The 26481-nt window shown below is 45.3% G+C and carries 17 protein-coding genes and 1 pseudogene; 12 read left to right on the top strand and 6 right to left on the bottom strand.

The annotated features are described in order from the left end of the window. Positions 1-41 precede the first annotated feature (41 nt). The 4 genes from ACYVRH_RS10215 to ACYVRH_RS10200 are packed head-to-tail and all read left to right on the top strand — an operon-like array spanning position 42 to position 4729. On the top strand, positions 42-1355 hold the full coding sequence (locus ACYVRH_RS10215; RefSeq protein ID WP_461256805.1) for an efflux RND transporter periplasmic adaptor subunit: 1314 nt from the start codon (positions 42-44) through the stop codon (positions 1353-1355). Further along, on the top strand, positions 1355-2176 hold the full coding sequence (locus tag ACYVRH_RS10210) for an ABC transporter ATP-binding protein (RefSeq protein ID WP_461256804.1): 822 nt from the start codon (positions 1355-1357) through the stop codon (positions 2174-2176). The genes ACYVRH_RS10215 and ACYVRH_RS10210 overlap by 1 nt, the downstream gene beginning before the upstream one ends. After that, positions 2118-3395, top strand: coding sequence for an ABC transporter permease (locus ACYVRH_RS10205; RefSeq protein ID WP_461256803.1), 1278 nt, complete (start codon positions 2118-2120; stop codon positions 3393-3395). Before ACYVRH_RS10210 ends, ACYVRH_RS10205 begins: the two co-directional genes overlap by 59 nt. Next, positions 3395-4729, top strand: a complete 1335-nt coding sequence (locus ACYVRH_RS10200; RefSeq protein ID WP_461256802.1) for a TolC family protein — start codon at positions 3395-3397, stop codon at positions 4727-4729. The genes ACYVRH_RS10205 and ACYVRH_RS10200 overlap by 1 nt, the downstream gene beginning before the upstream one ends. On the opposite strand, the gene ACYVRH_RS10195 is transcribed toward ACYVRH_RS10200, so the two are convergent. Next, positions 4709-5788, bottom strand: coding sequence for an aldo/keto reductase (locus ACYVRH_RS10195; protein WP_461256801.1), 1080 nt, complete (start codon positions 5786-5788; stop codon positions 4709-4711). The two genes, ACYVRH_RS10200 and ACYVRH_RS10195, sit on opposite strands and share 21 nt — an antisense overlap. A gap of 705 nt (positions 5789-6493) precedes the next feature. Here ACYVRH_RS10195 and ACYVRH_RS10190 point away from each other — a divergent pair. Together ACYVRH_RS10190 and ACYVRH_RS10185 are read left to right on the top strand one after the other, a co-directional pair. Continuing rightward, complete coding sequence (locus tag ACYVRH_RS10190; RefSeq protein ID WP_461256800.1) at positions 6494-7057, top strand: OmpA family protein; 564 nt, start codon at positions 6494-6496, stop codon at positions 7055-7057. A 22-nt stretch (positions 7058-7079) separates the two neighbouring features. Further along, on the top strand, positions 7080-13391 hold the full coding sequence (locus ACYVRH_RS10185; RefSeq protein WP_461256799.1) for a beta strand repeat-containing protein: 6312 nt from the start codon (positions 7080-7082) through the stop codon (positions 13389-13391). 68 nt (positions 13392-13459) lie between these two features. On the opposite strand, the gene ACYVRH_RS10180 is transcribed toward ACYVRH_RS10185, so the two are convergent. Together ACYVRH_RS10180 and ACYVRH_RS10175 are read right to left on the bottom strand one after the other, a co-directional pair. Continuing rightward, complete coding sequence (locus tag ACYVRH_RS10180; protein WP_461256798.1) at positions 13460-13678, bottom strand: hypothetical protein; 219 nt, start codon at positions 13676-13678, stop codon at positions 13460-13462. Positions 13679-13710: 32 nt separating this feature from the next. Continuing rightward, the gene (locus ACYVRH_RS10175) at positions 13711-14661 is read right to left on the bottom strand and encodes an Rpn family recombination-promoting nuclease/putative transposase (protein ID WP_461256797.1); all 951 of its coding nucleotides are present in this window, start codon (positions 14659-14661) and stop codon (positions 13711-13713) included. Positions 14662-15156: 495 nt separating this feature from the next. Between ACYVRH_RS10175 and ACYVRH_RS10170 the strand changes: the two genes are divergently transcribed. Beyond that, the gene (locus tag ACYVRH_RS10170; protein ID WP_461256796.1) at positions 15157-15570 is read left to right on the top strand and encodes a DUF3800 domain-containing protein; all 414 of its coding nucleotides are present in this window, start codon (positions 15157-15159) and stop codon (positions 15568-15570) included. A gap of 553 nt (positions 15571-16123) precedes the next feature. Here the strand turns inward: ACYVRH_RS10170 and ACYVRH_RS10165 are convergent. From ACYVRH_RS10165 to ACYVRH_RS10155, 3 genes are read right to left on the bottom strand one after another with little or no spacing between them, the layout of a single operon-like run. Continuing rightward, a complete protein-coding gene (locus tag ACYVRH_RS10165) occupies positions 16124-16309 on the bottom strand; it encodes a hypothetical protein (protein WP_461256795.1) in 186 nt (61 codons plus the stop codon). 10 nt (positions 16310-16319) lie between these two features. Next, positions 16320-16595: a type II toxin-antitoxin system RelE/ParE family toxin gene (locus tag ACYVRH_RS10160; protein ID WP_461256840.1), complete on the bottom strand. Its 276-nt coding sequence runs from the start codon at positions 16593-16595 to the stop codon at positions 16320-16322. 34 nt (positions 16596-16629) lie between these two features. Then, a complete protein-coding gene (locus ACYVRH_RS10155; protein ID WP_461256794.1) occupies positions 16630-17550 on the bottom strand; it encodes a homoserine O-succinyltransferase in 921 nt (306 codons plus the stop codon). A 202-nt stretch (positions 17551-17752) separates the two neighbouring features. Between ACYVRH_RS10155 and ACYVRH_RS10150 the strand changes: the two genes are divergently transcribed. The 5 genes and pseudogenes from ACYVRH_RS10150 (at position 17753) to infB (ending at position 26480) form a co-directional block, all read left to right on the top strand. After that, positions 17753-18772, top strand: a complete 1020-nt coding sequence (locus ACYVRH_RS10150; RefSeq protein ID WP_461256793.1) for an HD-GYP domain-containing protein — start codon at positions 17753-17755, stop codon at positions 18770-18772. Then, positions 18772-21939 (top strand): ATP-binding protein, encoded by a 3168-nt coding sequence (locus ACYVRH_RS10145; protein WP_461256839.1) that lies wholly within the window; start codon positions 18772-18774, stop codon positions 21937-21939. Before ACYVRH_RS10150 ends, ACYVRH_RS10145 begins: the two co-directional genes overlap by 1 nt. Positions 21940-22047: 108 nt before the next feature. After that, the gene (locus ACYVRH_RS10140; protein WP_461256792.1) at positions 22048-22428 is read left to right on the top strand and encodes an LSm family protein; all 381 of its coding nucleotides are present in this window, start codon (positions 22048-22050) and stop codon (positions 22426-22428) included. Between the two features lie 94 nt (positions 22429-22522). Next, a pseudogene (gene nusA, locus ACYVRH_RS10135) lies at positions 22523-23997 on the top strand (transcription termination factor NusA). A gap of 11 nt (positions 23998-24008) precedes the next feature. After that, a complete protein-coding gene (gene infB / locus ACYVRH_RS10130; RefSeq protein ID WP_461256791.1) occupies positions 24009-26480 on the top strand; it encodes a translation initiation factor IF-2 in 2472 nt (823 codons plus the stop codon). Position 26481 lies beyond the last annotated feature (1 nt).

The following is a 26481-nucleotide window of genomic DNA, read 5'->3' as shown; positions in this document are numbered from 1 at the left end:
AGTTTATTTGTTCTATATAAGTATAAAGGATTTTTAAATTAATGAAAAAAAATAAAAAACAAGCGATCTTTTTGTTAATTTTGCCGTTTATTTGCATTTCCTGTTCCGGTAAAAAATCGAAAACAGCCGTCTATGAATTTACTGAAATTAGGCGCGGAAATCTGGAGCGTACTGTGTCATCCAGCGGGACAATTAACCCCGTCGCCGCAGTAAAGATTCTCCCGCGCATGAGCGGCAAAGTGGAAGCGGTCAATGTTGATTATAATGACACTGTTAAAAAAGGGGATGTTCTCGCGCAACTTAATACCGATATGCTCCGTCTTCAAAGGGATCAGCAGCAGGCGGCTGTTCAAAAAGCGCGCGCTAATTATGAATTGCAGTTGATCAATTACCGTAATCAGGAAGCTTTGGCAAAAAGGGAACTGATTTCCGAATACGAGTTAAAAACGTCAAAGACTTCCCTTGACAATCAAAGGGCGGATCTTGCCGTCGCCGAGGCGAATTTAAGGGTTATAGAAACTGAGATAAATCAATACGCGTTTATTACGTCCCCCATTGACGGCATTGTGCTTGATAAAAATATTAACGTGGGCGATACGGTAGTCGATTCGGCGAACAACAATTCAGGCAGTATTTTTACAATTGCCGAAAATCTGCGCGAAATGCAGATAGAGGCGATGATAGGGGAGCTTGACATAGCCTCAATATTTAAGGGGCAGGAAGTGCGCTTTACGCTTGAAAGCCTTCCCGGGCGAAGATTTTCAGGCGTTGTGGAAACGCTGAGGATGGTTCCCGTCGTGTCGAATAGCGTGGTTTCATATACGGTTATTATCAACGTGGAAAACCGGGGCGGCTCACTTTTGCCGGGTATGACGTGCGCCGTGGACTTTATCGTGGATAGAAGCGAAAACGCCCTCCTTGTTCCCAATGCCGCCCTGCGTTATCAGCCGACAAGCATTAGCGCGGAACAAATTTCCGATTTACTGTTTAACGCAAGTCTTGAAAATATGACGGAAGAACAGAAGCAAGCCGCCCTTGAGGAAAGGGAAAAACAGAAAGCTGAGTCTTCACAAAAGCAAAACCAAAACAACCAGGGAATCTCGCAGATAATGATGGGGTCACAGCCGGGACCTAGAATGGGCGGGGGAGGCAGACAGCCAGGCAATCAAGGTAATCAGGGGGGACAGCGGCGTAATGCGCAGGTTGTAGTTTGGCGTAACCTTTGGTTTGTCGGCGATGGCGGCAAACTTGACGTGATACAGGTGCGCACGGGCATTAGCGACGGCACTTCAACTGAAATAATCGTACCCGATAATTTTGAGGGCAGGCAGATAATTTTAAGGGAGAAAATTTAGTGTCTGTCATTGAAATGCGCGGGATCAAACGCGAATATCGGATGGGCGGAAAGCAGGGTAAGTCCAAAGACGATTCAAACGTGATAGTTGTCCGCGCCCTTCGCGGCGTGGATTTTTCAGCCGAAGAAGGGGAATTTGTTTCAGTAATGGGGCCGTCTGGTTCGGGTAAATCAACTTTAATGAATATTCTTGGCTGTCTTGACAAGCCTTCGGGCGGAACCTATACCCTTGACGGAATTGAAACTTCCACCTCTGATTCCGATACATTCGCATATATCAGAAACCGTAAAATCGGTTTTGTGTTTCAATCCTTTAATTTATTGGCGCGTACTACGGCTCTTGAAAACGTGGAACTGCCTCTTTTTTACCGCCAGCGGGAAAAAGGCGAAAAACGCCGTCTTTTTAAAAATGACGCGTCCGTCCGCAAAGAAAAAGCAATTGCCTCCCTTAGCGAAGTAGGTTTGGCGCAGCGTATGGATCATTTCCCGTCCCAGTTGTCGGGCGGGCAGCAGCAGAGAGTGGCGATAGCAAGGGCTATTGTAAATGATCCGGCTTTTATTCTTGCCGACGAGCCGACCGGTAATTTAGATACCGGCATGACAATGGAAATCATGGGGCTTTTTCAGCAGTTAAACGACATGGGCAAGACGATCATCATGGTAACGCACGAGCCTGAGCTTGCCGTTTACACAAAGAGGGTAATCACCCTGCGCGACGGGCAGTTGGTCAGCGATAAACCCGTAACAAAAAGGCGCAACGCGCTTGAAGACATGGCTTCATGGAACAGGGAACATGACAAATTGGAAAAGGAAGGCGCGTAACGTGAATATTTTACAACTCCTGCAAACCTGCGTCCGCTCCATTCTCCGTAACCGCATGAGAAGTCTCCTAACGTCGCTTGGAGTAATCATCGGCGTAGGTTCCGTCATTACTATGGTCGCTCTCGGCGAAGGCTCTCAGAGGGAGATTGAAGAGCGTATTACCGCGATGGGAACCAATTTACTTCAAATAATGCCGCGCCGTCAGGCAAGCAGATCGGGACAACAGGTAATGATGCGCGTTAGCGCCTTTACTAAGAATGACATTCAAAAACTGCGCGATGAATCCAGTTTCGCAGCCGCAGTTTCCGGCGTTGTTCAAAGCAACGCGAATGTTACCGGGAGTCTTGGGAATGCGCAGGTTTCCATTCAGGGTGTGGAACCGGATTTTATTTCCGCGCGGAACTGGATTATTGAGAGGGGATTTTTCTTTGACGATGAAGATATGCGGCTGCGGAACAAGGTGGCGGTTTTAGGCGGCACTACGGCAAAGAATTTGTTTGGAGACGCGAATTCCGCGCTGGGAGAGCAGATACGGATAGGAACGAATTATTTTTTAGTTGTAGGAATATTGGAAAGCAAAGGGGCGGGTCTTGGCGGCAATGATCAGGATGATATTATAATGGTACCGTTGGATACCGCTATGACGCGCCTTGCAAATTCACGCAACATAAATCAGATAGTTATGAGCGTTGTTAGCAAAGAGTATATGGACGCGGCGAAAAAAGAAACGGAGTATATTCTGCGTGAATCGCGAAGAATCCAGGAAGGAGCCGCTTCTGATTTTGAGATAATGAGTTGGGCTGATATAATTGACATGGCGTCCGCCGCGTCAAAAACTTTAACCACGTTGTTAGCCGCCATTGCCGGCATATCGCTCTTAGTTGGCGGCATCGGCATCATGAACATTATGCTGGTCTCCGTTACAGAACGCACCCGCGAAATAGGCATTAGAATGGCGGTGGGCGGACGCAAAAAGGATATTCTGCTCCAGTTTCTTACCGAGTCGGTAATACTGAGCCTTATGGGGGGGATTCTCGGCATTGGTTTGTCCATTCTCGCGTGCCGAATACTGGCAATGAGGGGCGCTTATACGGTTATTAATCCATTTGTTGTAATGATCGCAGTTCTTTTTGCCGCGTTTGTCGGCATCATTTTTGGATATTACCCGGCGTTGAAAGCCGCGCGGTTGTATCCGATAGACGCTTTGAGGTACGAATAATGAAAAAAATAGCGGTTGTACTTTTGTTTTTATTGGTGAATAAATACGCGTTTTCGCAAACTGTAAACCTTGAGCAAGCGCGAACATTAGCCCTTGCAAACTCAACTTCTCTTGCGAAGTATGAGTCCGCGATACGGAGCAGCGTACTCGATGAAAAAAATCAACTGTACTCCATGCTGCCTCAGGTCTCGGCGGATTACAGGGCGACTATGGGTTATTTAAAAAATTGGGAATTTATCAATCCGATAGACGCTTTTACTTCGGGAGTGTCTTTTTCAATTACGCAGATTATTTTTCAGGGCGGTAAAAGTTTTATTAATAAAGCGATAAGCGGCATCGCGACAGAGAGCGTAAGAAAAGACGCGCAGGCTGAGTACTTTAATACGCTAGATTCTGCGGATAACGCTTATTACGCCGTGTTGGAAGCGGCCTCCGCCTTGGAAGCCGAAGAAGCGTCTTTGCAGACTGCGGTCATGGCTCTTTCGATAGCGGAAGTGCGCCAACAAAGCGGAATGATAAACCGCGGCGATTACTTAAAAGCGCTTGCGGATAAAGAGATGCGGGAAAATTCCCGCAATCAGGCGCGGCGTACTCTTGTCCTGAATATGGCAAAATTTAAAACAATAACCGGTCTGCAAACGGCGCAACTTGCTCCGATTGATTTTACCATGTATGAAAATATTCTTTCGAGCCTTGCGGAAATTACGGATGAAAAAGCCGATGAGTTATACGCGTATTTTTGGAATATAATGGCTTGCGATAATCCTTCGCTTGCGAAAGCGGCTCTTGGCAATAAAAGGGCGGAAATGAACTACACGCTTTCCAAAAGAGATTACGCGCCGACAATAAGCGCGACAATTTTTTCCTCTGAGTTTGGCTATTCGCCTGTAAGCGGTTTTAATAATTCATCTAATGGAGGAATTTCAATTAATGGGAAGATACCGGTGGATTTTTGGGTGCTTGAAAACCGTCTTGAAAAGAGCAAAATAGCCCGCGATACCGAAGCGATTAATTATACAAATACGCAAATCTCTTTAGAGCAGGACCTTTTAACATCGCTTTCAAACGTTTTTACGCAGGCGGGTTCCGTTCTTTCTTCGCGCCGTTCCCTTGAATACACGGAATCGCATTTTAATTATGTGATGGAACGCTACCGTCTTTCTCAAAGCTCTGTAGCGGATTTAAATGACGCGACATCGCTTTTTATTTCAGCCAGAAACAGTTTAAACCGCGCGACTTACAGTTTTTTGCAGAGTATTTCGCGTATCAGGTCCCTGTGCGCGATGGACGATGAAAAGCGCCTGTTAAATATTTTATCCGGCGATTTCCTTTAACCTTTCGATTATGTTAAGGTGCTGAGTGCAAGTCTGTTCGCATAACCCGCAAGCCGTGCATTTTGCCGCGCCCGCCCTATCAAGTTCCCAGTGCCATTTTAACCTGTCTCCCATCGGGTCTTTGTTGTTTTTATCGAGCAATTTTTGATTGTACGCGTCCATGTAACGTGGAATCGGAATCCCCTCGGGGCAGTTGTCGCAATACGCGCATCCCGTACAGATGCCTTCAAACGAGGTTTGCGCTTTTGCGATTGTTTCTTCAAGTTCAGCTTTTGTACGCGGCTTGTAGCCTTCCATCGCATCAAGCGCCTCGCGCAAATGTTCGATTGTATCAAAGCCGACAAGGGTATTTGTTATTTCAGGATGATCCCAAAGGACTCGAAGCGCGGCTGTGACAACGCTTTCGCCCTTTCTGCAAATAAATTTAAAAAGTTCGGGATGCTGAGGTATAACGCCGCCGCCAAGCGGGTTCATAATAACGGCGCCAAGTTTTTTCTTTTTAATGGCGTCAAACGCCTCCCGTCTCGCGCTGAAATTATACGCGGAGTACCCGAACAGCACGCCTTCAAAAACTCCTTCCATCAATAATTCTTTTATCTCATCTTTGATAAGGTGGCTTGAAATGCAAATGTGCCGGATGAGCTTCTCTTCTTTAAGTTTCATGAAAGTTTTTAAGATGCCATTTTTTTTCCTTTTTTCCCAATTTTCCAAACTCAATATGCACCATATATGATAGAAGTCGATAAAATCAATATTCATGCGTTTTAGCTGATTGTCAATTTCCCTGCGAATCCCGCTCTCGGTGCTTTCAAAAGTTTTTGTGGCGCTGAGGTAGGGCAGTCCCCGTTTTCGCATTTCTGCGAAACCCTTGCCAAAGACGGTTTCGCTCCTTGTCTCAAAATAACCGGGCGCGGTGTCGAAGTAATTAATCCCGCCTTCCGCGGCTGCGACCATAAGGCGGACGCACTCTTCGTGGTCGTCTACGTTTTTAAATCTCATTCCGCCGAAGCCTAAGAGGGAAACTTTTTCGCCAGTTTTGCCGTAAGTTCTGTAAATCATATTTACTCCTTTATGGGTATTATATCAGAAAGATTGGGGAGTAGGGAGTGGGGATTGGGGAGTATGGGTTTTTGTCCTAAGGCTAAGCGTGGACTTTACGATAGGATTACGGACATAAACCCCACTCCCTACTCCCCACTCCCTCTTCGTTCTTTTTGTGAATTTTTCGTAAAATTTCCCTTGACAAAGACGTAAAAAATAGAATAAAATACATAATATGATACAAAACATCATGTTTACAAAAATACGCTGTGAGTGTACATTAGGGAATGAACTCGTGGGGGGGGGGGGGGGTACTCATTATATCCTTCACTTCCAACAGCGCGGACGGTACTTTTTACCATAATTCTTATTTTAGCAACTCCCTGTTTTTCAGATGAACAACCATGGTATGACGGTTTTTTTATCGAAGGCTCATTTAACCGGTATTTCGCGCCGGAATTTCTTTCCGAACTCGTAAGCCCTAAGCCGGGTTTCCGAGCCGCGTTTGGTTATGATTTCCGGCATTTCCGATTCGCGCTGGAATCGGGCTATTCAAGCCTTGACGGAACCAATCCCCTTGTCTTAGATATTTCAATTATCCCGCTTGCGCTCAAACTTGGTTATGAACTGCCAATTTATTTTGGCTTTGGGGCGCAGGCGGATTTTCACGCCGGCTGTTTCTTTTCTAGAATAATCCGTTACCCCACCGCCATTGACATGCTTATGAATAAATCCCAAGAAGATAACGAGCGCAACCTTTTTGCGGGGGCGAGGTTGTACCTGACGTGGGCAATACCGGGCAATTGGCTGAAAATTTATGCCGGAGGCGGAGTTGACGCGATTATTGAGACGGACGGGTTTATCCCCCTGCCGCTTGTCGAGGCGGGATTGTCCTTCAAGCCCGCGCCACTTTTCCGGCTGTTTGACGGAATCAGCAGAGAGCGTAAAAAAGTCGTTGTTTTCGGCACGGTGTTCTTTGAGCCTGAAGGCGTGACGGCGCGGGAGGAAAGCCTTAAAGCGTTAGACGAATTTGGCGAATACGCTAAGGCGAACCCGGGTAAAAAACTGCTGCTGCGATCCTACGCCGTCAGACATGACAAACAGCAGCGGCTGGAGCTGTCCGTGAAACGCGCCGAATTTTGCAGGGAGTACCTTGTCACGCGCTGCGGCGTTGAAGAGGGAAGGATAAAGATAGACCCGTGGGGTTCGCGTAACGCCCCCGAAGCGGGAAATGAAAACGTAAAATTTTACGACTGCGTGGAATTGATTATAGACGCGAAAAAATAATAACGGTAAAAAGGAATAAAAAATGAACTGTAAAAAAAAGGCAATGAAACTAATCGCGATGATAAGCGCGATACTGCTGTCCGCCCTTGCGGGGTGCGACAATTATTATCACAATTTGATTCCCCCAAGCGGGGACAGGATCATTTCGTTTAAGGTGCCCGGGCAGGTGAGGGCGGCGATGATCAGCGATGACGCGGTTATGGTAACGGTGAAGGAAGGGATAAACGTCCGCAGTCTTCTGCCGGAAGTTACAGTATCGCCTAAGGCGAAGACTCTGCCCGTTACGTTTAACTACCTGCAAGCGGCGTTTCCCAGCGCGGATGTTTTAGACATCGCCTTGGGAATGTATGCCACTGATGATCACGGCTCCTATATTACAGACCTGATCAAAAACAACAAAGATTTTAACATCCCCGCTTTAAACATGGCCATTGATTTCTCCGCTCCCGTGGACTGGTACGTTATTTCCGCGCAGGGCAAGATACGCCGTTATACGGTATTCATCACGCCGGAAAACGGAAACAATCCCGGCGGCGGCGCCGAATGGCCCAAGCTTTTGGGCATTCGTTTCTCGAAGGATAAAAATCCCGAACTGCCGTCAGACGCGTTCTGCTGGATTTTCGAGGATAGCCGTACCGTAAACTCCACGGTAAAGTATAAGGCGGATTCCGATTTCAGCTTCGCTCTAATTCCCACTTTTGTCATTTTAGGGGACCGCGCCGAACTTAACGGCGATGAAATCACCTCCGATGAAAGCGTGATTCAATTTGACGCAGTACCGGGAAAACAAACAAAAACGCTGACTTTGTGGCGGGACAGCAACGCCGCAAGCTATGCTCTTAACGTGACATTTGAGGAAGACGCGGGAACGGACGGGCCGCTTTTGGAAGGCCTGCGCTTCGCCAAATACGACAATCCAGAACTTGTAATTGACGCGGTATGCCGAATTAATGAAAGCGTCGGGACGATCAGCGCGAGGGCGTATTATCCGATGGAGATGTCATATTTAAGCTTCGCCCTTTCTCCCGCCTTTGAAATCCTAGGCGAGCGTTTGGAAGTTGACGGCGCGGACGTGCATTCAGGCGATGAAACAAGCGTCATTCAATTTGAAAGAAGCTTCGGCTCACAGAGCAAAACGCTCACCGTGTGGCGCAACGGCAAATCAAAGGACTATACCCTGACCATCACGTTTGAAGAAGACCCCGACACGGTGCGCAGCATTACGGACTTCCGCTTTGTCAAACAGGACAATCCCGGCATTGCGGCTAACGCCGTCGCCTCCATTATAAATACTGACAACACGGGGACGATAACCGTGCAGGTGTTTTATTCGGACTCGCCGCCTTCAAATCTGATACCGAGGTTTGTAAGTCCCGGCACGCTGACAGTCTCGGGCGCGATACAGACAACCGGAGCGTCAAGCCAGAATTTTTCCTCTCCCGTCAGTTACCGTGTAACTTCACGTAACGGCCAGTACGTGCGCACTTATACGGTAAAGGTCACTTTTGTCAGCCTGACGGACGCGGCACCCCGCATTACGTCTTTCCGTTTTTCCCAAAGTCTGAATTCCGGCCTTGTGCGGGACAGTGACGCGGAAATACGGGATGATACGGGATTTGTCATTATAAACGCGTATTACGGCGGCACTTTCGCGCCGGAACTGCTTACTCCTGAATTTACCGCCGAAGGCATGGTACAGATAATGGGGAGCGTGCAGATTTCCGCCGCAAGCCCGCAGGATTTTAACCGTCCGGTTAAATACACGGTTGTCCACCCCGTGAACTCACTGCTCAAGCGGGATTATTGGGTATATACGACTATGGTTCAGGACTCGTCGTCCCACGCTGTTATTTCAAGCTTCAGTTTCCACCCGGATGAAAACCCCGGACTGCGTGACGAACTGACGGCGCGGATAGATCAGAGTGCGGGCAAGATAACCGTATACGCCCCAATAGGTTCCGGGGTTAAGGCGCGGACGATGTACCCGCGTTTTACTGCGGCGGGACAGGTGAGCGTAGGCGGGGCGGCGCAGGTTTCGGGCGTGTCGGGACAGTCTTTCGGCGGGCAGGTAACGTACACGGTAACATCAGCTAACGGCCTTAACCGCAGAGACTATACGGTTGACGTGCGTGAGCTGACATCGACGATGTTCGTGAACCAGAACGCGATAGGGGCGGGAGACGGCACAAGCTGGGAGAACGCGTTCCGTTATCTGCAAACGGCGTGCGAGGCGGCTGCGGAGTTTCCCGCTGACGTGCCGGTGGAGATATGGATTGCCAGCGGAACCTACACGGCGGGGGGAGTTGATGATTATTTCCCGCTTGCCCCCAATACCGCCTACATAGGCGGGTTTGCCGGATATGAAACAGCCAAAAGCCAGCGTAACCTTGCCGCTAACGAGACGGTTATTTCAGGCGGTCTTGGCGCTGGCATATATTCAAAGCGTTTGTTTTACTCGCCTTCCGAGATTGGCGGCGATTTGTCCTTTGAAAATCTTCGCATGAGCGAGGTAAGAGGGCAGGAAGGCCCATGCGTTTATGCGCCGCTTGACTCTGCGTCTGAAATTGAAGTGACTGACTGTGAAATTAATAATACGCAAGCGTCCGGCGCGGGAGGGGCGATATATGTCCGTGGCGGCGGCGCGGTTATTTCCCGCTGTTCGTTTTCAACTTGCGACAACGGCGCGGTGTATGTCCAGGGGAAAGGCGCGAAGATTTATGACGTTGAAGTTTCCTCCTGTACCGGCGGTAATACCGGCGGTATTACCGGCGCCATCAGGCTTGATTGCTCTGGAGAAACCGAGATAAAACGGGTGAACGCCGCCGATTGTTCCGGCATCGTATTCTACCTAAGCGGAAACGGGAACAAGACGCTGGAAACGCTAACGGCAAACCGCGTGGGACAGTGTTTGCGAGCGCAGAATACTACCGGATACGTCAGCGTAAGCGGGCTTGTAATGGGGGACATTTCCGGCGCGGGAATCAGCCTGATAGGGGCGGACGGCGTAAAATATTTTTCCGGCGTTGCCGCGCAAAACATAAACGGTTACGCGGTGGACAGCGTGGCTTCTTCCGGCCCCTTTACCATAACCGGCAACAGTACGTTTGACAATACCGGCGCCATATCAGTTGAGGACAGTTCCGGCACGGTATCCGTTTATAATACCAAAATCACAAACGCGAAAGGGGCATCCGCCTTAAGCGTTTCCGCAAACAGTGCCGTTATAGACTCGCTTACCGTTGACGGCGTGCCTAACGGCAGGGGCATAACCATAAACAGAAGCGGAAGGACGGATATTACAAATACCGTTATAAAAAATTGCGTTACCAACGGAAGCGGCGGCGGCATAAGCATTGAAGGCGCCGGTAGCGCGGGTATTTCCAACGTGACAATCACTGCCTGCAAAGCCTCCGCGCAGGGCGGCGGGATGTTCCTTGCCTGTTCGGGGAATGTGTCAGTTTCCAAAACAACGATTGATTCAGCCACTATTACCGCCTCAGGCACTTCCGGCGGAGGAATCTACCGTACTGGCGGCAGTCTATCTGTGGAAAATTCAGTCATAAAAAACATAACGGGAAGCGGCACAGGGTGCTCGGGTATTTATTATTCCGCTTCAGCTAATCTGGAAGTCTCAGGTCTAGAGTTGCAGAATATTCCAGGCTACGGTATTTACAGCGCGGGAAACGGCGTTAGGAAATTTTCCGGTATTACCGCCGTAACAAACATAGGCGGCGAATACGGCGTGTATTCCGGTTCCATGACAAGCGGCAATTTTTCCGTTACCGACAGTAATTTCATTTCCTGCAGCGTGTACTGTTCCGCGTCTGGAGCCTCCGTACCAATAAATGTGTCCGATACGGATATCCGCAACGTAAAAGGTTCCTCCGGTCTGTATGCGAATACAGGAAGCGGGTCGGTTACTATAGACTGGGTGAACATAGACGGCGTACCCAACGGCAGGGGGATATATGCCGCTTCCAGTAATACCGTCCGTATTTCCAACTCGACTGTCAAAAATTGCGTTACCACAGGAAACGGCGGCGGTATAAGTATCTCAGGTTCGGGGAGCGCAAATATTTCTTCTACTACGATTACCGCCTGTAAAGCCGATTCGCAAGGCGGCGGGATAAACCTTGTCTGTTCGGGGAATGTGTCTGTTTCAAATACCACGATTGATTCCGTCACGATTACAGCGTCCGGCGTTTCAGGCGGAGGCATCTACCGCAGTGGCGGCAGCCTTTCGGTGGTAAATTCCGTCTTAAAAAACATAATGGGAAACGGCGCAGGGTGTTCAGGAATTTACCATTCCGCTTCAGCTAATCTGGAAGTCTCAGGTTTGGAGTTACAGAATATTCCGGGCTACGGTATTTACAGTTCGGGAAACGGCGTTAGGAAATTTTCCGGTATTACCGCCGTAACAAACATAGGCGGCGAATATGGCGTGTATTCCACTTCCATTGGAACCGGCAGTTTTTCCGTTACCGACAGCAAATTCACTTCCTGCGGCGTGTACTGTAACGCATCGGGAGCCGTACCTATAACGGTAACCGATACGGAAATCCGCAACGCGAAAGGTTCCAACGGCCTGTGTGCGGTCGCAGGAGGTGGATCGGTTACAATAGACAAGGTTATCATTGACGGCGTACCCAATGGCAGGGGGATAGAAGCTTCTTCCGATAACACGATGAGGATTTCAAACTCTACTATTAAAAATTGCGTTACATCTGGATACGGCGGGGGCATCAGCATCTCAGGTGCGGGAAGCGCGACTTTTTCTAATGTAACAATCACAGTATGCAAAGCCGTTTCATACGGCGGCGGGATGTACATTATTTGTTCGGGAGATGTGTCTATTGCCGATACCACGATTGATAATGTTATGCTTAATTGGGGTGAAGAAAATATCTATCATGGTCATGAGGTGTCGTTTACCGTCCCTACTTGTGATGGCGTAGGCATATATCGAAACACTGGTAGTCTTTCTATCGTAAATTCTAATATAAGAAATATAACAGATAGTGGTATGGATCCAAATATCGCAGGATACTCAAGCGGAATATACTATATTGCTTCAGGAAATCTGACAGTCTCAGGTTTAGAGTTACAGAATATTTCGGGTGACGGCATTTATAGCTGGGGAAGCGGCGTTAGGAAATTTTCTGGTATTACCGCAACAAACATAGGCGGCGAAGGCGTGTGTTCCGATTCCATGACAAGTGGCAGTTTTTCCGTTACCGACAGCAATTTCGCTTCCAGCGACGTGGTCTGTGTCGCATCGGGAGCCGTACCAATAACCGTGTCCGATACGAATTTCCTCGGCACATCAGGGGGTGTTTATTTATATACAAACGACGGAGGTGTTACTATAGACAATGTTATCATTGACAGTGAATTATTTATTGACAGATATGGGATATCAATTGAATCACGCGGTACGATTAAAATTTCCAATTCGATTATAAAAAATAGAGGAAGTGGAATTCGTACAAGTACAATATATAGAAGTATAACTACAGGGAATAATATAGAAATTTCCGGGACTACTATAAAAAACTGTAGTTATGGATTGTCCTTTTCGGGTTACGCAACATTGACCATTGATAATATATTTATGGAGTTATGTCTGCCTAATAATAGGTACGGAAAAATTATTAGTACTGGTTCTAAAATAGGGACTGGCGACTGCACAATAACCAATTCACGTTTTATTAACTGCATCGGGGGAGATGATGGTTACAATTTAAATGATAACAGTTTATTTCTTGCTGCAGAAGATTTTACAATAATCAGCAATTGCGAATTTACTCATAATGCCGCCCTTCCCGCTCTGGCAGTGAGCAGTCGTGGTTATGTTAAATCTTTGTTTGGAGCCGGAGAAGGAAACTTTGAAAACTGTACTTTTAATAATTTAAAAGGCGATATGCCGTCAGGGCAAAATTACATTTTTAACAGTTGGTATAAGTATCCATCGTATGCTCCTTCAGGAGGAGTTTCCGGAGTGGTAGGCACAGTAAGCTCAAAAATTAATATAAATTTGCGGAACTGTACGTTTAACTTTAATTCTGGTTCGGCAGGTTTATTGGCATTAAGTAGCGTACAGACAACCGACGGCAATCATATTGATTATCTTTTAATGGATGGCGTTACCATCAACAATAATAACGGTCAGCAGCCTCTTATCTGGCTTAATGATAATAGAGTCGCTGGTACTTTTCAATTCAAGGCGAATAACAGATACAACGGAACCTTGCTGAACACGCAAGCGGCAATAGTCGGATTGGGCAGTAATGTTATAAGATTAACTAACGGCGCGACGCCTGTGTTAGTGCCATAGGATAGCATAAGATTACCGCGCAAAGGATAATTTTTTGAAATAGCGTATATTGTCGCAGATTAGCGTTATCACAATTGAGCGATGGCTTCTATGGATAGCCCTGTATACTTACTAATCTGAGATGCGGGCATATTATCAGCCTTCATTTTTCTAGCACTTTCGAGATTTGCTTCCTTCTTTGCATCTTTCATTCCGCTTCGCCAGTCGAGTTCGCCTTTCATAAGGCTGGTTTGAAGCGCGTACGCTTCATATTCCGCTGAAACTTTACGTAGTGTGTCAGTAGCCATCGCTATTCCCTCCTCGTGGTTTATTATCTCCTTTATTTTAGTCCTTGGGTAATGGCTTCAATGGGGAGGCCGGTAACAGCTTGTATCTGTTCCGTTAAAAAGCCCATTGTTTTCATCTTTTGGGCAATGTCAAGACAGGCTTCGTTACGGCCTTCCCTATGCCCTTCCCTATGACCTTCCTTATGCCCTCTGCGTTCAGCATCTTTCATTCCGCTCCGCCAATCGAGTTCGCCTTTCATAAGGCTGGTTTGAAGCGCATAAGCTTCATATTCCGCTGAAACTTGTCGCAGTGTGTTCGTTGCCATTGCTATTCCCTCCTCGTGGTCTATTATCTCCTTTATTTTCTCTCTTTTTGTCTCATCTGTCAAATACTGAAAATAAGCCGCCCATTGTTCCGCGTCCGTCATTTCTTCCACCGGCTTGCCAATGAAGGCATCGGCTTTTTCCAGTTCCAGCGTGATTATCCGTATCTTGCCGTCAAGTGACACATTAGTCTGCGGATCATAAAATTGAAAATTATGCGTCAGGTATTTATCAGGGAAGAATGGTTTTTGCGCCAGTATCGAGATTTGATAAGTTTCCTTTAAATCGGAATAGGTTTTTTCGATACCCTCTATCTCCTGCCCTACGAACAGTCTGGACGCGAAATACTCAACCCGGTTTAACTCATCGTCAATCGGGTGGAATGACATTTCTACGTCGATAGGTTCCCCGTTTTTGCTCATACAGGAAATATCGTATCTGATTTTCTTCTGCCCCAGAAAGCCTGTTGCAGGTTCATTGGCGACGATAGTTTCCACCGCGACAATTCGCCCGATAAGCGCGGAAATCAAGTCCGATAACGCGCCTCTTGACGCTGACGTGTCTCTGGTAAATACGGCTTTGAACACCTGGTCATACCGAATGTCCAAGATATGCGTCCCATCCTCAAAAGGGAAGAATCCCCACTCGTTCTGAGCAGGATTTTGATTATTTCTTTCCATAAACAACTCCATAGATAGTTTTTTCCCGAACCTTAAAAAAAGGTTCGCCTATATATGGCGTGAAAGTGCCATTTTGCTTGACTGTTTTTAAAAATTTTTCGAAAAAAATTCACACTGGGAATGGGGAATGGGGAGTGGGGTTTTTGTTCGGGGGCTATGCGTGAGCTTCACGCGCAGATAACGAACAACAACATTGCTAATTGTTCATTTCTCATTGCTAATTGGTTTCCCCCCTTTGTGAGCTGCGCACTGTCGCAGCCTAAAGGCTGCTTGCTTTTATTACAAACAGCGGCTTTTATTGGTGCTACGCTGTGCGGCATTATTGATCCACGCTGCTATGCCGTGCGTTTATTTAGCGTCTTTGTGCTCTTAGTGTGAATTTCTTATGAAATAAACTTCCCCATCCCCACTCGTAAGGAATAGGATTTTAGTTTTTAAAGAGCTAAAGGATTTGACTTATAATTAAATAAAAACTACAATTTTTAAGATATGTCAATGAAAAGCAGTAATTACCTTGTTTTTGTCGATGAATCAGGGGATCATTATCTTAATAAATATCCTAAGGATTATCCTATGTTTGTTCTTGCTTTTGTTATTATTTCCAAAGACGAATATTGCGATCATTTACTGCCAAGATTTTCGCGGTTGAAATTAAAATATTTTCCAGATGTAAGTACGATATTTCATGAAAGAGAAATAAGGAAAGCTGAAAAAAGATTTTCTTTTCTTACAAATGCTGAAGTACGCCATTCTTTTCAAACTGATTTATCGGCAATGATAGCGGAAACTGATTATAAAATAGTTGCAGTAGCTATAAATAAAGAAAAAAAAGCCGAACAAAATTTGTTAACTGATAATCTTTATGAACTTGGCGTTAAATATGGTTTGACGAAAATAGAGGATTTTTAAAAAGTAAAAATGATTTTAACTATACAACCATAACATTTGAATCACGAGCATATTCGATTGACGGATACCGGCAGGCGGATGAACAGCTTTACCATTATTTTAAAAAAACGGCACATGAAAAATTTGGCATAGAAATTCATATTAAATCCGCTGGAGGATTAGGATTACAATTTGCTGATATGATTGCGCGTCCTATTGGGATTCATGTTCTTCGCCCGGAACAAATAAACAGGGCATGGGAGATAATAAAAGAAAAAATTTATAATGACGGGTTGATTGTACTTCCTTAAAAAAAAGCGGCTGCCTTTCGACAACCGCCGGACGGGTTCCCCATCCCATTTATATCTTAAATATAACACACAAACAAAGAAAAGTCAAACAGTTTTTTGTCCATAATCCTATCGTGAAGCCCACGCTTAGCCCTCGGACGACAACCACTTTCTTCCCTTTGTGCTCTTTGCGCACTGTCGCAGCCTAAAGGCTGCTTGCTTTTATTGTAAATAGCAGCATTTATTGGTGCTACGCTGTGCGGCATTATTGTTAAGTGGTTTACTTATACTGCGACTCGATCAATATGCGCAATTTTCTCAGAACTATCAGTTCTTTGAATTGTTTTGGAGTCTTCCTCGAGGCACATTTCATCATATTCCCGCATCTGTGCCTCTGAAATTGCACCGATTTCAAAATTAGCGGTTGCATTTTCGTGTATTGCTTCCAAAATGTCGCTTTTGTATTTCATGTCAGACCTCCTAAAGAACTTCAATCAGAGTTCCTTTTTTCAAACGAGCGTTAATCTGCTCATCTGTCAAGGCAAACTGATCTTTGGCATCAACCTTGAATGCCCTCAATTCTCTTTCGTCAATGTTGCCTCTATCGGACTTTGCAAAACCATAGACAAAAAAAGTACGAAATTTATTTCTAAAGTACACAATAACCCGGTAACCGCCAGTTTTCCCTTTTCCGGGCCGAGCTACACGTACTTTATAAACATTACCTCCGAGGTCATCTGCTTGTCCCGCTTCAATTTGTGATCTTAGTGTGAGTCTTTTGAGAATAGTCCTAATTCAATTCATCCAAATTATAAGGAGTTTCCTGATACACATAATTCAGCCAATTATCAAAAAAAAGATTGGCGTGGGCGCGCCAGCGGACAACTGGGGTTTTTGACGGATCATCGTCGGGATAATAATTTATTGGCAGTTCAATCGGCAGCCCCTTTGAAACATCGCGTTTATATTCGCGGTCAAGCGTGAGAGGATCGTATTCCAAGTGGCCTGTAACATAAATTTCCCTGCCTCCGCGGGCGGTTACAATGAATACGCCCGTTTGCGGAGACTCGGATTGAATTGTCAGCCTATTATTTGTCGCTATCTTGTTACGGTCGCTTGCGGTGTGCCTTGACTGGGGAGCCAGAAATTCATCGTCGAAGCCGCGGAATAACAAATTTTGCTGGTCGTTCACGGTATTGGGAAAAATACCGAATAATTTTTTTTCCAGCGGATGCTTTGGAATGCCGTATTTGCAGTAAAGGCCGGCCTGAGCGCCCCAGCAGATATGCAGGCAGGAAAAAACATTTTTCTGCGAATATTCAATTATCTTTACAAGCTCGTCCCAGTAATCAACTTCCTCGAAAGGCAGAGTCTCCACGGGCGCGCCCGTGATTATAAGCCCGTCAAAACGCACCTTCATGCAGACAATTTCTTCGGCGCTTATGTAAAATTTTTCCAAATGGCCGGGCGGGGCATTCTTTGACTCATGGCTGCCCATGTTAAGAAAAGTTATGTCAACCTGCAACGGGCTGTTGCCTAACAGCCTTAAAAGCTGAATTTCGGTGTCAATTGTAGTCGGCATTAAATTGATTATTCCGACCTTTAACGGCCTAATATCCTGAGATTCCGCGCGGTCTTCCGTCATTAAAAAAATATGCTCGCGGGAAAGGGCTTCGTATGCCGGCAGTTCTTTTGGTATCTTTATTGGCATATATCATTTTTAGCATACTTTTTAACAAATTGCCAATATCTTTAAACGGATAGAAATACTAACAGGTTATAAATATTCCAGCGTTTACTTAATTTAAATTACGATGATAGTTGATGTTTTTATGTAAAAACGTTAAAATTTATACAAGAGCCTCTCAATCGGCATCATTAAATCTTGATTGGTAGGAGATGCGGAATAACAAATGAAAACAATATTTGTCGTTGATGACAGTGATACTAATTTATCTATGGCGGAGGCGGTATTGGAGGATCATTACCGTGTAATGACAATGCCATCCGCTATAAAAATGTTCGCGTTTCTTGAAAAAATCGTTCCCGATTTAATTCTTCTTGATATAGAAATGCCGGAAATGGACGGGATGGAGGCGCTAAAACGCCTGAAATCCGAAAGTAAATGGTCGGATATTCCGGTTATGTTTCTGACCGGACGAAATAACGCGGAAGTGGAGGCGCACGGGTTTGAGTTGGGCGCCGTCGATTTTATAACAAAGCCTTTTTCCGGCCCCGTGCTTTTAAACCGCATGAAAACCCATCTTGATATCGATGGAATTATCCGTGAAAGAACGCAGCGGTTGCGTGAAATTAGAAACAGCATTGTGTCGGTTCTGGCGGATATGGTTGAAACTCGTGACAAGGGGACGGGAGGCCATATTGAACGCACGTCCGTATATATCAAAATTTTAATACAGGAAATGAAAGAGCGCGGATTATATGCCGAAGAAACGCAAAACTGGGATATTGATAAAATGATGGCGTCGGCGCGTATGCATGATCTGGGAAAGATAACCATTACGGATACTATCATTAACAAGCCGGGTAAGCTTACTGACAATGAATTTGATATAATGAAAGGCCATACCAGCGAAGGCGAGCGCATTATAGATGAAATTATTTCGCGCACGGGCGAAGGCGAATTTTTAAATAACGCAAAATTATTCGCTGGAACCCATCATGAAAGGTGGGACGGTAAGGGTTACCCGCGCGGGCTTAAAGGAAATGAAATTCCCCTGCAGGGGCGGATAATGGCGATTGTGGACGTATATGACGCGCTTGTTTCAGAACGTCCTTATAAAAAGGCATTCTCGGAAGATGAAGCGGTGAATATTATTATGAAAAATGCCGGCACTCATTTTGACCCGAAAATAACAGAATTGTTTTATGAAATTAAAGATCGCATAAAAATGGCAAGGGCGGACAATTGATGCGTTCGTGGTTAAGAAAAATTTTTGTCTTTATAACTCGTATGCAGTTTCTGGTTGTTGTAGCGGCGTTTGCCCTTATGGTTTTCTTTAGCTACAATTTTATGGGCGATATTGAGCGTAAGCATTTGCTTAATGACGTTAATTATGTACTGGATAACGCGCAAACTTTTATCGAAGACAGAATCGGCGAATCTGACTCAAATCCGGCGAGTATTACAAAAGAGATTTCTGATTATGCTACTAACGCCCATGTTACCAAAAACAGTTATGGAATTCTTTTAGACGGTGATTTTAACGTGATTGCCCATCCCCATCCCGCTTTTATAGGCAAGAATTTAAGACAAATGAATGACGGACCTGCCATACAAAAAGAAGTGGAAGAAGGGAAAGTAATTTTAGAAAGAAAAGCTACGGATTACAACGGGGACAAATCCGTCCTTTTTGTCAGAAAACTGAAAAATGGCTGGTATTTGGCGATAATCGAGTATGCTGAATATTATTATAAAAGCTTAAGACATATAGGCGGCATATTAATAACGTTAGGTGTCATATTTGCCGGAATCTCAAGCGCGATTTTATTAAGCATGTATTCCGCTAAAAACAGGGCGGAAGAACGCACTAAAATAATGCTGGACGCGACTCCGCTTTGCGCTAACTTTTGGGATAATAATTTTAAGCTTATAGATTGCAATAAAGAAGCCATAAAATTATTCGGAGTATCAAGTAAAAAGGAATATCTGGAGCATTTTTTTGAACTGTCCCCCGAATACCAGCCTGACGGAAGCTTGTCATACAATAAAGCGATGGAATATATAAGAAGAACATTTGATGAAAGATATTGCCGTCTTGAATGGTTGCACCGGACGATTCACGGTGAATTGATACCATGCGAAATTACGTTTGTCAGGGTGAAATACAGAAAAGAAACCATGGTTTGCGGATATACGCGCGATTTACGTGAAATTAAATCAATGATGTCAAAAATGCGCGAAGCGGACGAATGTACGCAGATTTTGTTTGACGCTACGCCTCTTAGCAGTTTTATGGTAGACAAGCATTTAAATATAATTGAATGTAACCAGGAAATTGTAAGATTGTTCGGATTGCAGGTTAAACAGGAATTTATAGATAGAATGTATGACCTTTATCCTGAATATCAGCCGTCAGGAGAGATGTCAAAAGAACAGCTAATTATTCACTTTGACGAGGCGTTTGAAGAAGGTCATTGCCGTTTTGAGTGGATGCATCAAAAACTTGACGGAGAGCAAATACCTACGGAAGTTTCATTGGTTCGCGTTAAGTTCAGAGGCGAGTACGCCGTCGCGGGCTTTATAAGGGATTTAAGAGAAATAAAGAAAATGATCGCGGAAATGCACAGGGCGGAAATCGCGGAAGAGAGCAGTAAGGCAAAGAGCGATTTCCTTGCGAAAATGAGCCATGAAATCCGCACGCCTATGAACGCGATTCTCGGCATTACTGAAATTCAGCTTCAGGAAAAAACGCTTCCGCTTGCCACTCAGGAAGCGCTGGAAAGGATTTACAATTCAGGCGATTTATTGCTTGGCATAATAAATGACATACTCGATCTTTCTAAAATTGAAGCCGGAAAACTGGAACTTTTTACATCGCAATATGATGTCGCAAGTTTGATTCATGATACCGTAAAACTTAATATTTTACGCTGTGAATCCAAACCTATAGAATTTAAATTAATTGTCAGCGAAAACATGCCGTCAATGCTGGAAGGGGATGAGCTTAGAATTAAACAAATTCTAAACAACCTTCTTTCCAACGCGTTCAAATATACGCAGGAGGGACGGGTAGAATTTGAACTGTCCGCCGAGCCTAAGGAAAACAGTTCAACCGTTATCATAGTATTCCGCATTGATGATACGGGACAGGGGATGACGGCTGAACAGGTTAAAAAACTTGGAGACAAATTCAGCAGATTTAACATGGAGGCCAACCGTAAAACGGAGGGCACGGGTCTTGGCATGAATATCACGATGAATTTAATTCAACTAATGAAAGGCAGCATAGATATTGAAAGCACTCCGGGTCTTGGATCCACGTTTACCGTGCGACTGCCGCAGGAAAAGGCAAATGACGACGTTATCGGCAAAGAGATGGCTGAAAATCTGATGAAGTTAAATCTTGTAAATACGGCAAATATAAAGAAAACTCAAATAACAAAGGAATATATGCCCTATGGACGCGTCCTTGTCGTAGATGACGTGGAGACGAACATTTATGTAGCGCGCGGCCTTATTGCGCCTTACGGAATATATGTAGACACGGCGTTAAGCGGATTTGAAGCCGTAGATAAAATAAGAGAAGGCGCGTCTTATGACATTATATTTATGGATCACATGATGCCCAGGATGGACGGCATTGAAGCGGTAAAAATAATCCGCGGTTTTGGATATAAAGAACCTATTGTCGCGTTAACCGCTAACGCGCTTGCGGGACAGGCGGAAATCTTTTTGAATAACGGATTTGATGATTTTATTTCAAAACCGATAGATGTCCGCCAGTTAAACAACACGCTTAACAGATTAATTCGTGACAAACAGCCCCAAGAAGTGCTTGAAGAGGCCAACAGGCAAAAAAACAACCTGTATGCCGGCGGGAAGCACAATATTGCGGTTGATTCGCAATTAGCTGAATATTTTTTACGAGACGCAAAAAAAGCGGTAAACGCTTTAAGCGCGATTTATGAAAATAAATGCCGCAGGATGGAAGATATTCCGGCGTTTATAATTAATCTTCACGCGATGAAAAGCGCCCTGGCAAATGTGGGAGAAAGCGAACTTTCCAGTGAAGCGTCAAAATTGGAACAGATAGGAAGGGATAAAAATATCGATCTGATTTTATCTTCTATTCCCGCGTTTATAGAAGACTTAAATAAAGTTATTGAAAAACTCAGTCCGGATGAAGAGGACTTAAATGAGAACATGGATTTGGCGTTTTTACGGGAAAAACTGGATACAATTCAGAAGGCGTGCGCTTTTTATGATAAAAAAACCGCAAAAAAAGCATTGTCGGAACTAAAGAAAAAAAACCACTCAAAGGAAATAAAAAACCTGCTTAGCGAGATAGACGAATGTCTTCTTCACAGTGAATTTGACGAGGTCGCAAATCTTGCCAGTGGAATACATTTTTCCTAATTTATATTGACATTTTTTTAAAAAAAAGATAGTTTTATATCAGTTTAGTTTTCATTTAAAAAAGGCCCTTGGTACAGAGGCCTTTTTTTATGGTTGCAAGGGAAGGGTATGCAGTATACCGGCAAAGACATGGAAAACCGGGAAATAGCGGCCGTAAGGCAGCCGCTTGAGGCTGTTCTAAACGGGCTTGGTTTCAGCCTTATCGAACTTGCAGTTTCCCGGCACAAGGGAAGCGCGCAGATCAGAGCTGTAATTTACAACGGGGGAAGCATTGGCACTGATGACTGTTCAAGAGCGCATCGCGCCATAATGCCGAGGTTGGAACTGGCCTTTGAAGGGCAGGATATCTATCTGGAAGTGTCGTCTCCGGGGATAGACAGGCTTATTAAAGACGGCGCTGAATTTGCCAATTATAAGGGAAGGGGAGTGCGGTGTTACCGCGCGGATATTTCAGATTGGACGGCGGGGATTTTGGAATCCGCGAAATAATTTCGAATTATCATAAAGACAAAAGAAGGGGACGTCAGAATAGATTTTGACATTATAGCCAAAGCAAGGCTTGATCCTTCACAGGAGGTATAAATTGGGAACAGATATGTCGCAGGCAATTCGTCAGTTAAATCAGGATCGCGGTATTCCTGAAGATCTGATACTGCGGACCATTGAAGATACGCTAATTGCCGCATATAAACATCGTTTTGGCAACGCGGACAACGCGATTGTTCAGTTTGATGAAGATAATCTTGAAGTCTCTATTTTCGCCAAGAAAGATATTTTTGATTGGACGGCGTTTTTGATCCTGTAACTGAAATTGATCTGGAAGAAGCGCGAGAATTAAACCCGGATGCCGAAGTCGGCGATGAAATACTTGTGGAAATAGACCCGAAACAATTTGACCGCATCACGGTTCAAAGCGCGAAACAAAAAGCTCATCAGTCAATCAGGGATATTCAAAAGGACAGTCTTTATTCAGAGTTCAAGGACAAAGAAAAGGAAATAATAATTGGTTATTACCAGCGGGAGCGTAACGGCACTATTTATGTGGACATCGGAAAAATGGAAGGCATCCTCCCCAAAAAATTCCAGTCTCCCAGAGAAATATACCATGTGAATGACAGGATAAAAGCCCTTATCGCTGAAGTAAAAAAAGATTCGTCCGGGCTTCAAATTGTGCTTTCAAGAACGCATACCGAATTTGTGCAGGCTATTTTTGAACTTGAAGTCCCTGAAATTTACGACAAGACCGTAGTAATACACAAGATCGTGCGCGAGCCGGGTTTTCGCACAAAACTTGCCGTTTACTCAAACCGCGAAGACGTTGATCCCGTAGGCGCGTGCGTCGGTCTTAAGGGCGTGCGTATTCAGGCGGTAATAAAGGAACTTGAAGGGGAAAAGATCGATATTCTTAAATACGATCCCGACCCCAGGCGCTTTATTAAAAACGCCCTCTCCCCCGCCGAAGTGCGTGACGTGATAATACTGGACGAAGGAAAACATCAGGCGCTTGCCGTCGTAAACGACTCCATGTTGTCGCTCGCCATCGGCAAACAGGGGCTTAATGTCCGCCTTGCGAACAGGCTTGTTGACTGGAACATCGACGTAAAAACCGAATCTCAATTTGCGGAAATGGATATTGCAGCGGAATCGCGCAGAGCGGTTTCCGAATTGTTCGGAGATACGGAATCATACGAAAAGGAAATTACAAGAATCAGCGAACTGCCGAATGTTGATGGCCGCGCCGCCCAGATTCTCCTTGACAACGGAATTGATTTAATCGAAGATTTCATCGCTTTGAGTCAGGAAGAACTGGAAGCAAAAGGGCTGTCATCGTCAGAACTTGACGCGCTTAGAAAAGTTATTGATGATTATGTGGAAATTGTAGAAGAAGAAAATGAATATGAGGAAGAAGATGCAAAACAGGAAGATGAAGCAGACGAAGAAACTGCTGAGGCGGAAGAATATGAATGTCCTGAGTGCGGGGCAAAGATAACTGTTGACATGACAACTTGCCCAAGCTGCGGCATTGGCCTTAGTTTTGAATACGAAGAGGAGGAATAAAAAGAGGATTTATGGCGGAAGAAACTGACAAAGACAAGAAACCAAAAGCGCAGTTAATTAAACATTCGCAAGCGGAAGAGACTCCGACGGAAAAGAAAACTGCGGAACAAGCTGAGCGTCCTAAGGTAAAGATTTTAGTAAAAAAACCGGCGGCCTCAACTCCCAAGAAAACTTCCACTAAAGTTGTTGTCAGTGCGCCCGCTATAAAATCATCTCAATCTCCAAAGACGGATATCAATATAGAAAAAAGCCATTCGCAGGAAAACACGGTTTCTACAAAGGTAAATTCTTTTCAAATTGCCCAACGTCCCGCAGCCGCAGCCGGCAGAGTCGGCGGCAAATTGGTCGGAAATAACGCCCCTCCCCAACGTATGGGAAAGCCCGGACAACAGCGAGGAAATAGAAATAACGAATCATGCCCTCCTAACAGATCAAGTTTTGGACAGCGTCAGAGCGGAGGGGGACAGGTAAAGAGACCGGGCTTCCAACCAAAGCAAGGCGCTGGAGGCGGTAACAGACAGCAGTTTGGCTTTAACCGTCCGCCTTCCGGAAACCGCAGCGCTGGGATTGGGGCAGCTCCGTCAACTCCGTTACCGGAAGGAAAAGGCCCGGCAAAACGGAAATTTATTACAAAGAAACCCGCTTATAACAGAAAAGAAAAAGAGCTTGAAATGGAGGAAAAACTCCTCCAGACAAAGAAAAAAATTACCCACATCGCAAACCCGGTGCCAAAGTCCATTGACATAATGGAAGTTATTTCGGTTTCCGAGTTGGCGCGTAAAATGAATTTAAAAGCGTCAGACTTAATCGCAAAACTTATGAGCATGGGGCAGATGGTTACCATAAACCAGCAAATTGACGCGGATACGGCGACTATACTTGCTGCTGAATTCGGCGCGGACGTGAAAATAGTCAGCCTATACGATGAGACTGTAATAGAAACTGTTTCCGACGATAACGCGCTACTGCTTCCGCGCCCTCCCGTTGTTACCGTTATGGGACATGTCGATCACGGTAAGACAAAATTATTGGACGCTATCAGAAAATCGGACGTTGTGTCGGGCGAATTCGGCGGCATTACCCAGCACATTGGCGCGTACATGGTGGAGACTCCCCACGGCAGCCTCACTTTCCTTGACACCCCTGGTCACGAAGCTTTTACGCGCATGAGGGCGAGAGGCGCTCAAATAACCGACATTGTAGTGTTGGTTGTCGCCGCCGACGACGGCGTTATGCCCCAAACAATTGAAGCTATCAATCACGCTAAAGACGCTCAAGTGCCGATTATTGTCGCCGTAAATAAAATTGACAAACCGGAAGCGAATCCGGACAGGGTAAAAAGCCAGCTTTCCGAACTTGGGCTTATGCCTGAAGGTTGGGGAGGGCAGACCATGTTTGTCGAGCTTTCCGCCCTGCAAAAAACAGGCATTGATAAATTAATCGAAGCCATCCTGCTGGAAGCCGAGCTTTTGGATTTAAGGGCCAATTTTAAATGCAACGCGGAAGGAAAAATACTTGAATCGAAAGTTGATCACGGCAGAGGCATTGTAGCGACTGTAATGATCGAGAGGGGAACCCTCGCGATTGGGGACGCTTATGTCGCCGGTATATGGCCGGGCAAAGTGCGCGCGATTTTTAACGACAAGGGGGAAAAAATCAACAAGGCGACTCCTTCCATGCCCGTTGAAGTTCTTGGCTTTGAGGGAATCCCCAACGCCGGGGACCCATTGCAGGTAGTAGCCGATGAAAAAGTGGCGCGCGAATTTTCATCAAAGCGGCAGGAACTGCGCCGTTTTGAAGACGCTAAAATACTCAAAAAAGTTACAATGGACAATCTGCATGACATGATTAGCGACGGCACGATTCAGGAATTAAAAGTTATCATAAAAGCGGACGTTCAGGGGTCGGCGGAAGCGTTAAAATCAAGTTTGGAAAAATTAAGCACAAAAGAAATACGCCTGCATGTAATACAGGCGCTTCCCGGTCCCGTCAACGAAGGAGACGTTGATCTTGCGATAGCGTCTAAAGCGATAATTATCAGCTTTAACGTGCGCCCCTTGCCAAAGGCGAAAATTTTAGCCGATCAGGAAAAAGTTGACATCAGAAAATACAATATTATCTACAGGGCTGTGGACGAAATTAGGCTGGCTATGGAAGGAATGTTAAAGCCGGACACAAAGGAAGAAGTGATAGGAACCGTGGAAGTCCGCAATACGTTCAAAGTGCCGAAAATCGGCACCATCGCAGGTTGTTATGTGCAAACAGGCCTTATAAAGCGCAGTTGTACCGTCAATGTTCTGCGGGATCAAGTTGTTATTTACACCGGAAAAATCGCGTCTTTAAAACGCTTTAAAGACGACGCGCGCGAAGTAGCGGCTGGCTATGAATGCGGCCTTGGGTTGGAAGGTTTTGACGATATTCGAGTCGGCGATACGCTTGAAGTTATCGAAATTGTAGAAATCGCCCGAAAATTGAGTTCTTAAA

The sequence above is a fragment of the Treponema sp. R80B11-R83G3 genome (assembly GCF_054786115.1).
This window is presented reverse-complemented; position numbering and strand designations above follow the sequence as displayed.

Bases quoted from the DNA above. Each gene is read 5' to 3' on its own strand.
- ACYVRH_RS10215 (WP_461256805.1), top strand. From the start codon at position 42: ATGAAAAAAAATAAAAAACAAGCGATCTTTTTGTTAATTTTGCCGTTT.
- ACYVRH_RS10200 (WP_461256802.1), top strand. From the start codon at position 3,395: ATGAAAAAAATAGCGGTTGTACTTTTGTTTTTATTGGTGAATAAATAC.
- ACYVRH_RS10195 (WP_461256801.1), bottom strand. From the start codon at position 5,788: ATGATTTACAGAACTTACGGCAAAACTGGCGAAAAAGTTTCCCTCTTA.
- ACYVRH_RS10190 (WP_461256800.1), top strand. From the start codon at position 6,494: ATGAATAAATCCCAAGAAGATAACGAGCGCAACCTTTTTGCGGGGGCG.
- ACYVRH_RS10185 (WP_461256799.1), top strand. From the start codon at position 7,080: ATGAACTGTAAAAAAAAGGCAATGAAACTAATCGCGATGATAAGCGCG.
- ACYVRH_RS10180 (WP_461256798.1), bottom strand. From the start codon at position 13,678: ATGGCTACTGACACACTACGTAAAGTTTCAGCGGAATATGAAGCGTAC.
- ACYVRH_RS10175 (WP_461256797.1), bottom strand. From the start codon at position 14,661: ATGGAAAGAAATAATCAAAATCCTGCTCAGAACGAGTGGGGATTCTTC.
- ACYVRH_RS10170 (WP_461256796.1), top strand. From the start codon at position 15,157: ATGAAAAGCAGTAATTACCTTGTTTTTGTCGATGAATCAGGGGATCAT.
- ACYVRH_RS10165 (WP_461256795.1), bottom strand. From the start codon at position 16,309: ATGAAATACAAAAGCGACATTTTGGAAGCAATACACGAAAATGCAACC.
- ACYVRH_RS10155 (WP_461256794.1), bottom strand. From the start codon at position 17,550: ATGCCAATAAAGATACCAAAAGAACTGCCGGCATACGAAGCCCTTTCC.
- ACYVRH_RS10150 (WP_461256793.1), top strand. From the start codon at position 17,753: ATGAAAACAATATTTGTCGTTGATGACAGTGATACTAATTTATCTATG.
- ACYVRH_RS10145 (WP_461256839.1), top strand. From the start codon at position 18,772: ATGCGTTCGTGGTTAAGAAAAATTTTTGTCTTTATAACTCGTATGCAG.
- ACYVRH_RS10140 (WP_461256792.1), top strand. From the start codon at position 22,048: ATGCAGTATACCGGCAAAGACATGGAAAACCGGGAAATAGCGGCCGTA.
- infB (WP_461256791.1), top strand. From the start codon at position 24,009: ATGGCGGAAGAAACTGACAAAGACAAGAAACCAAAAGCGCAGTTAATT.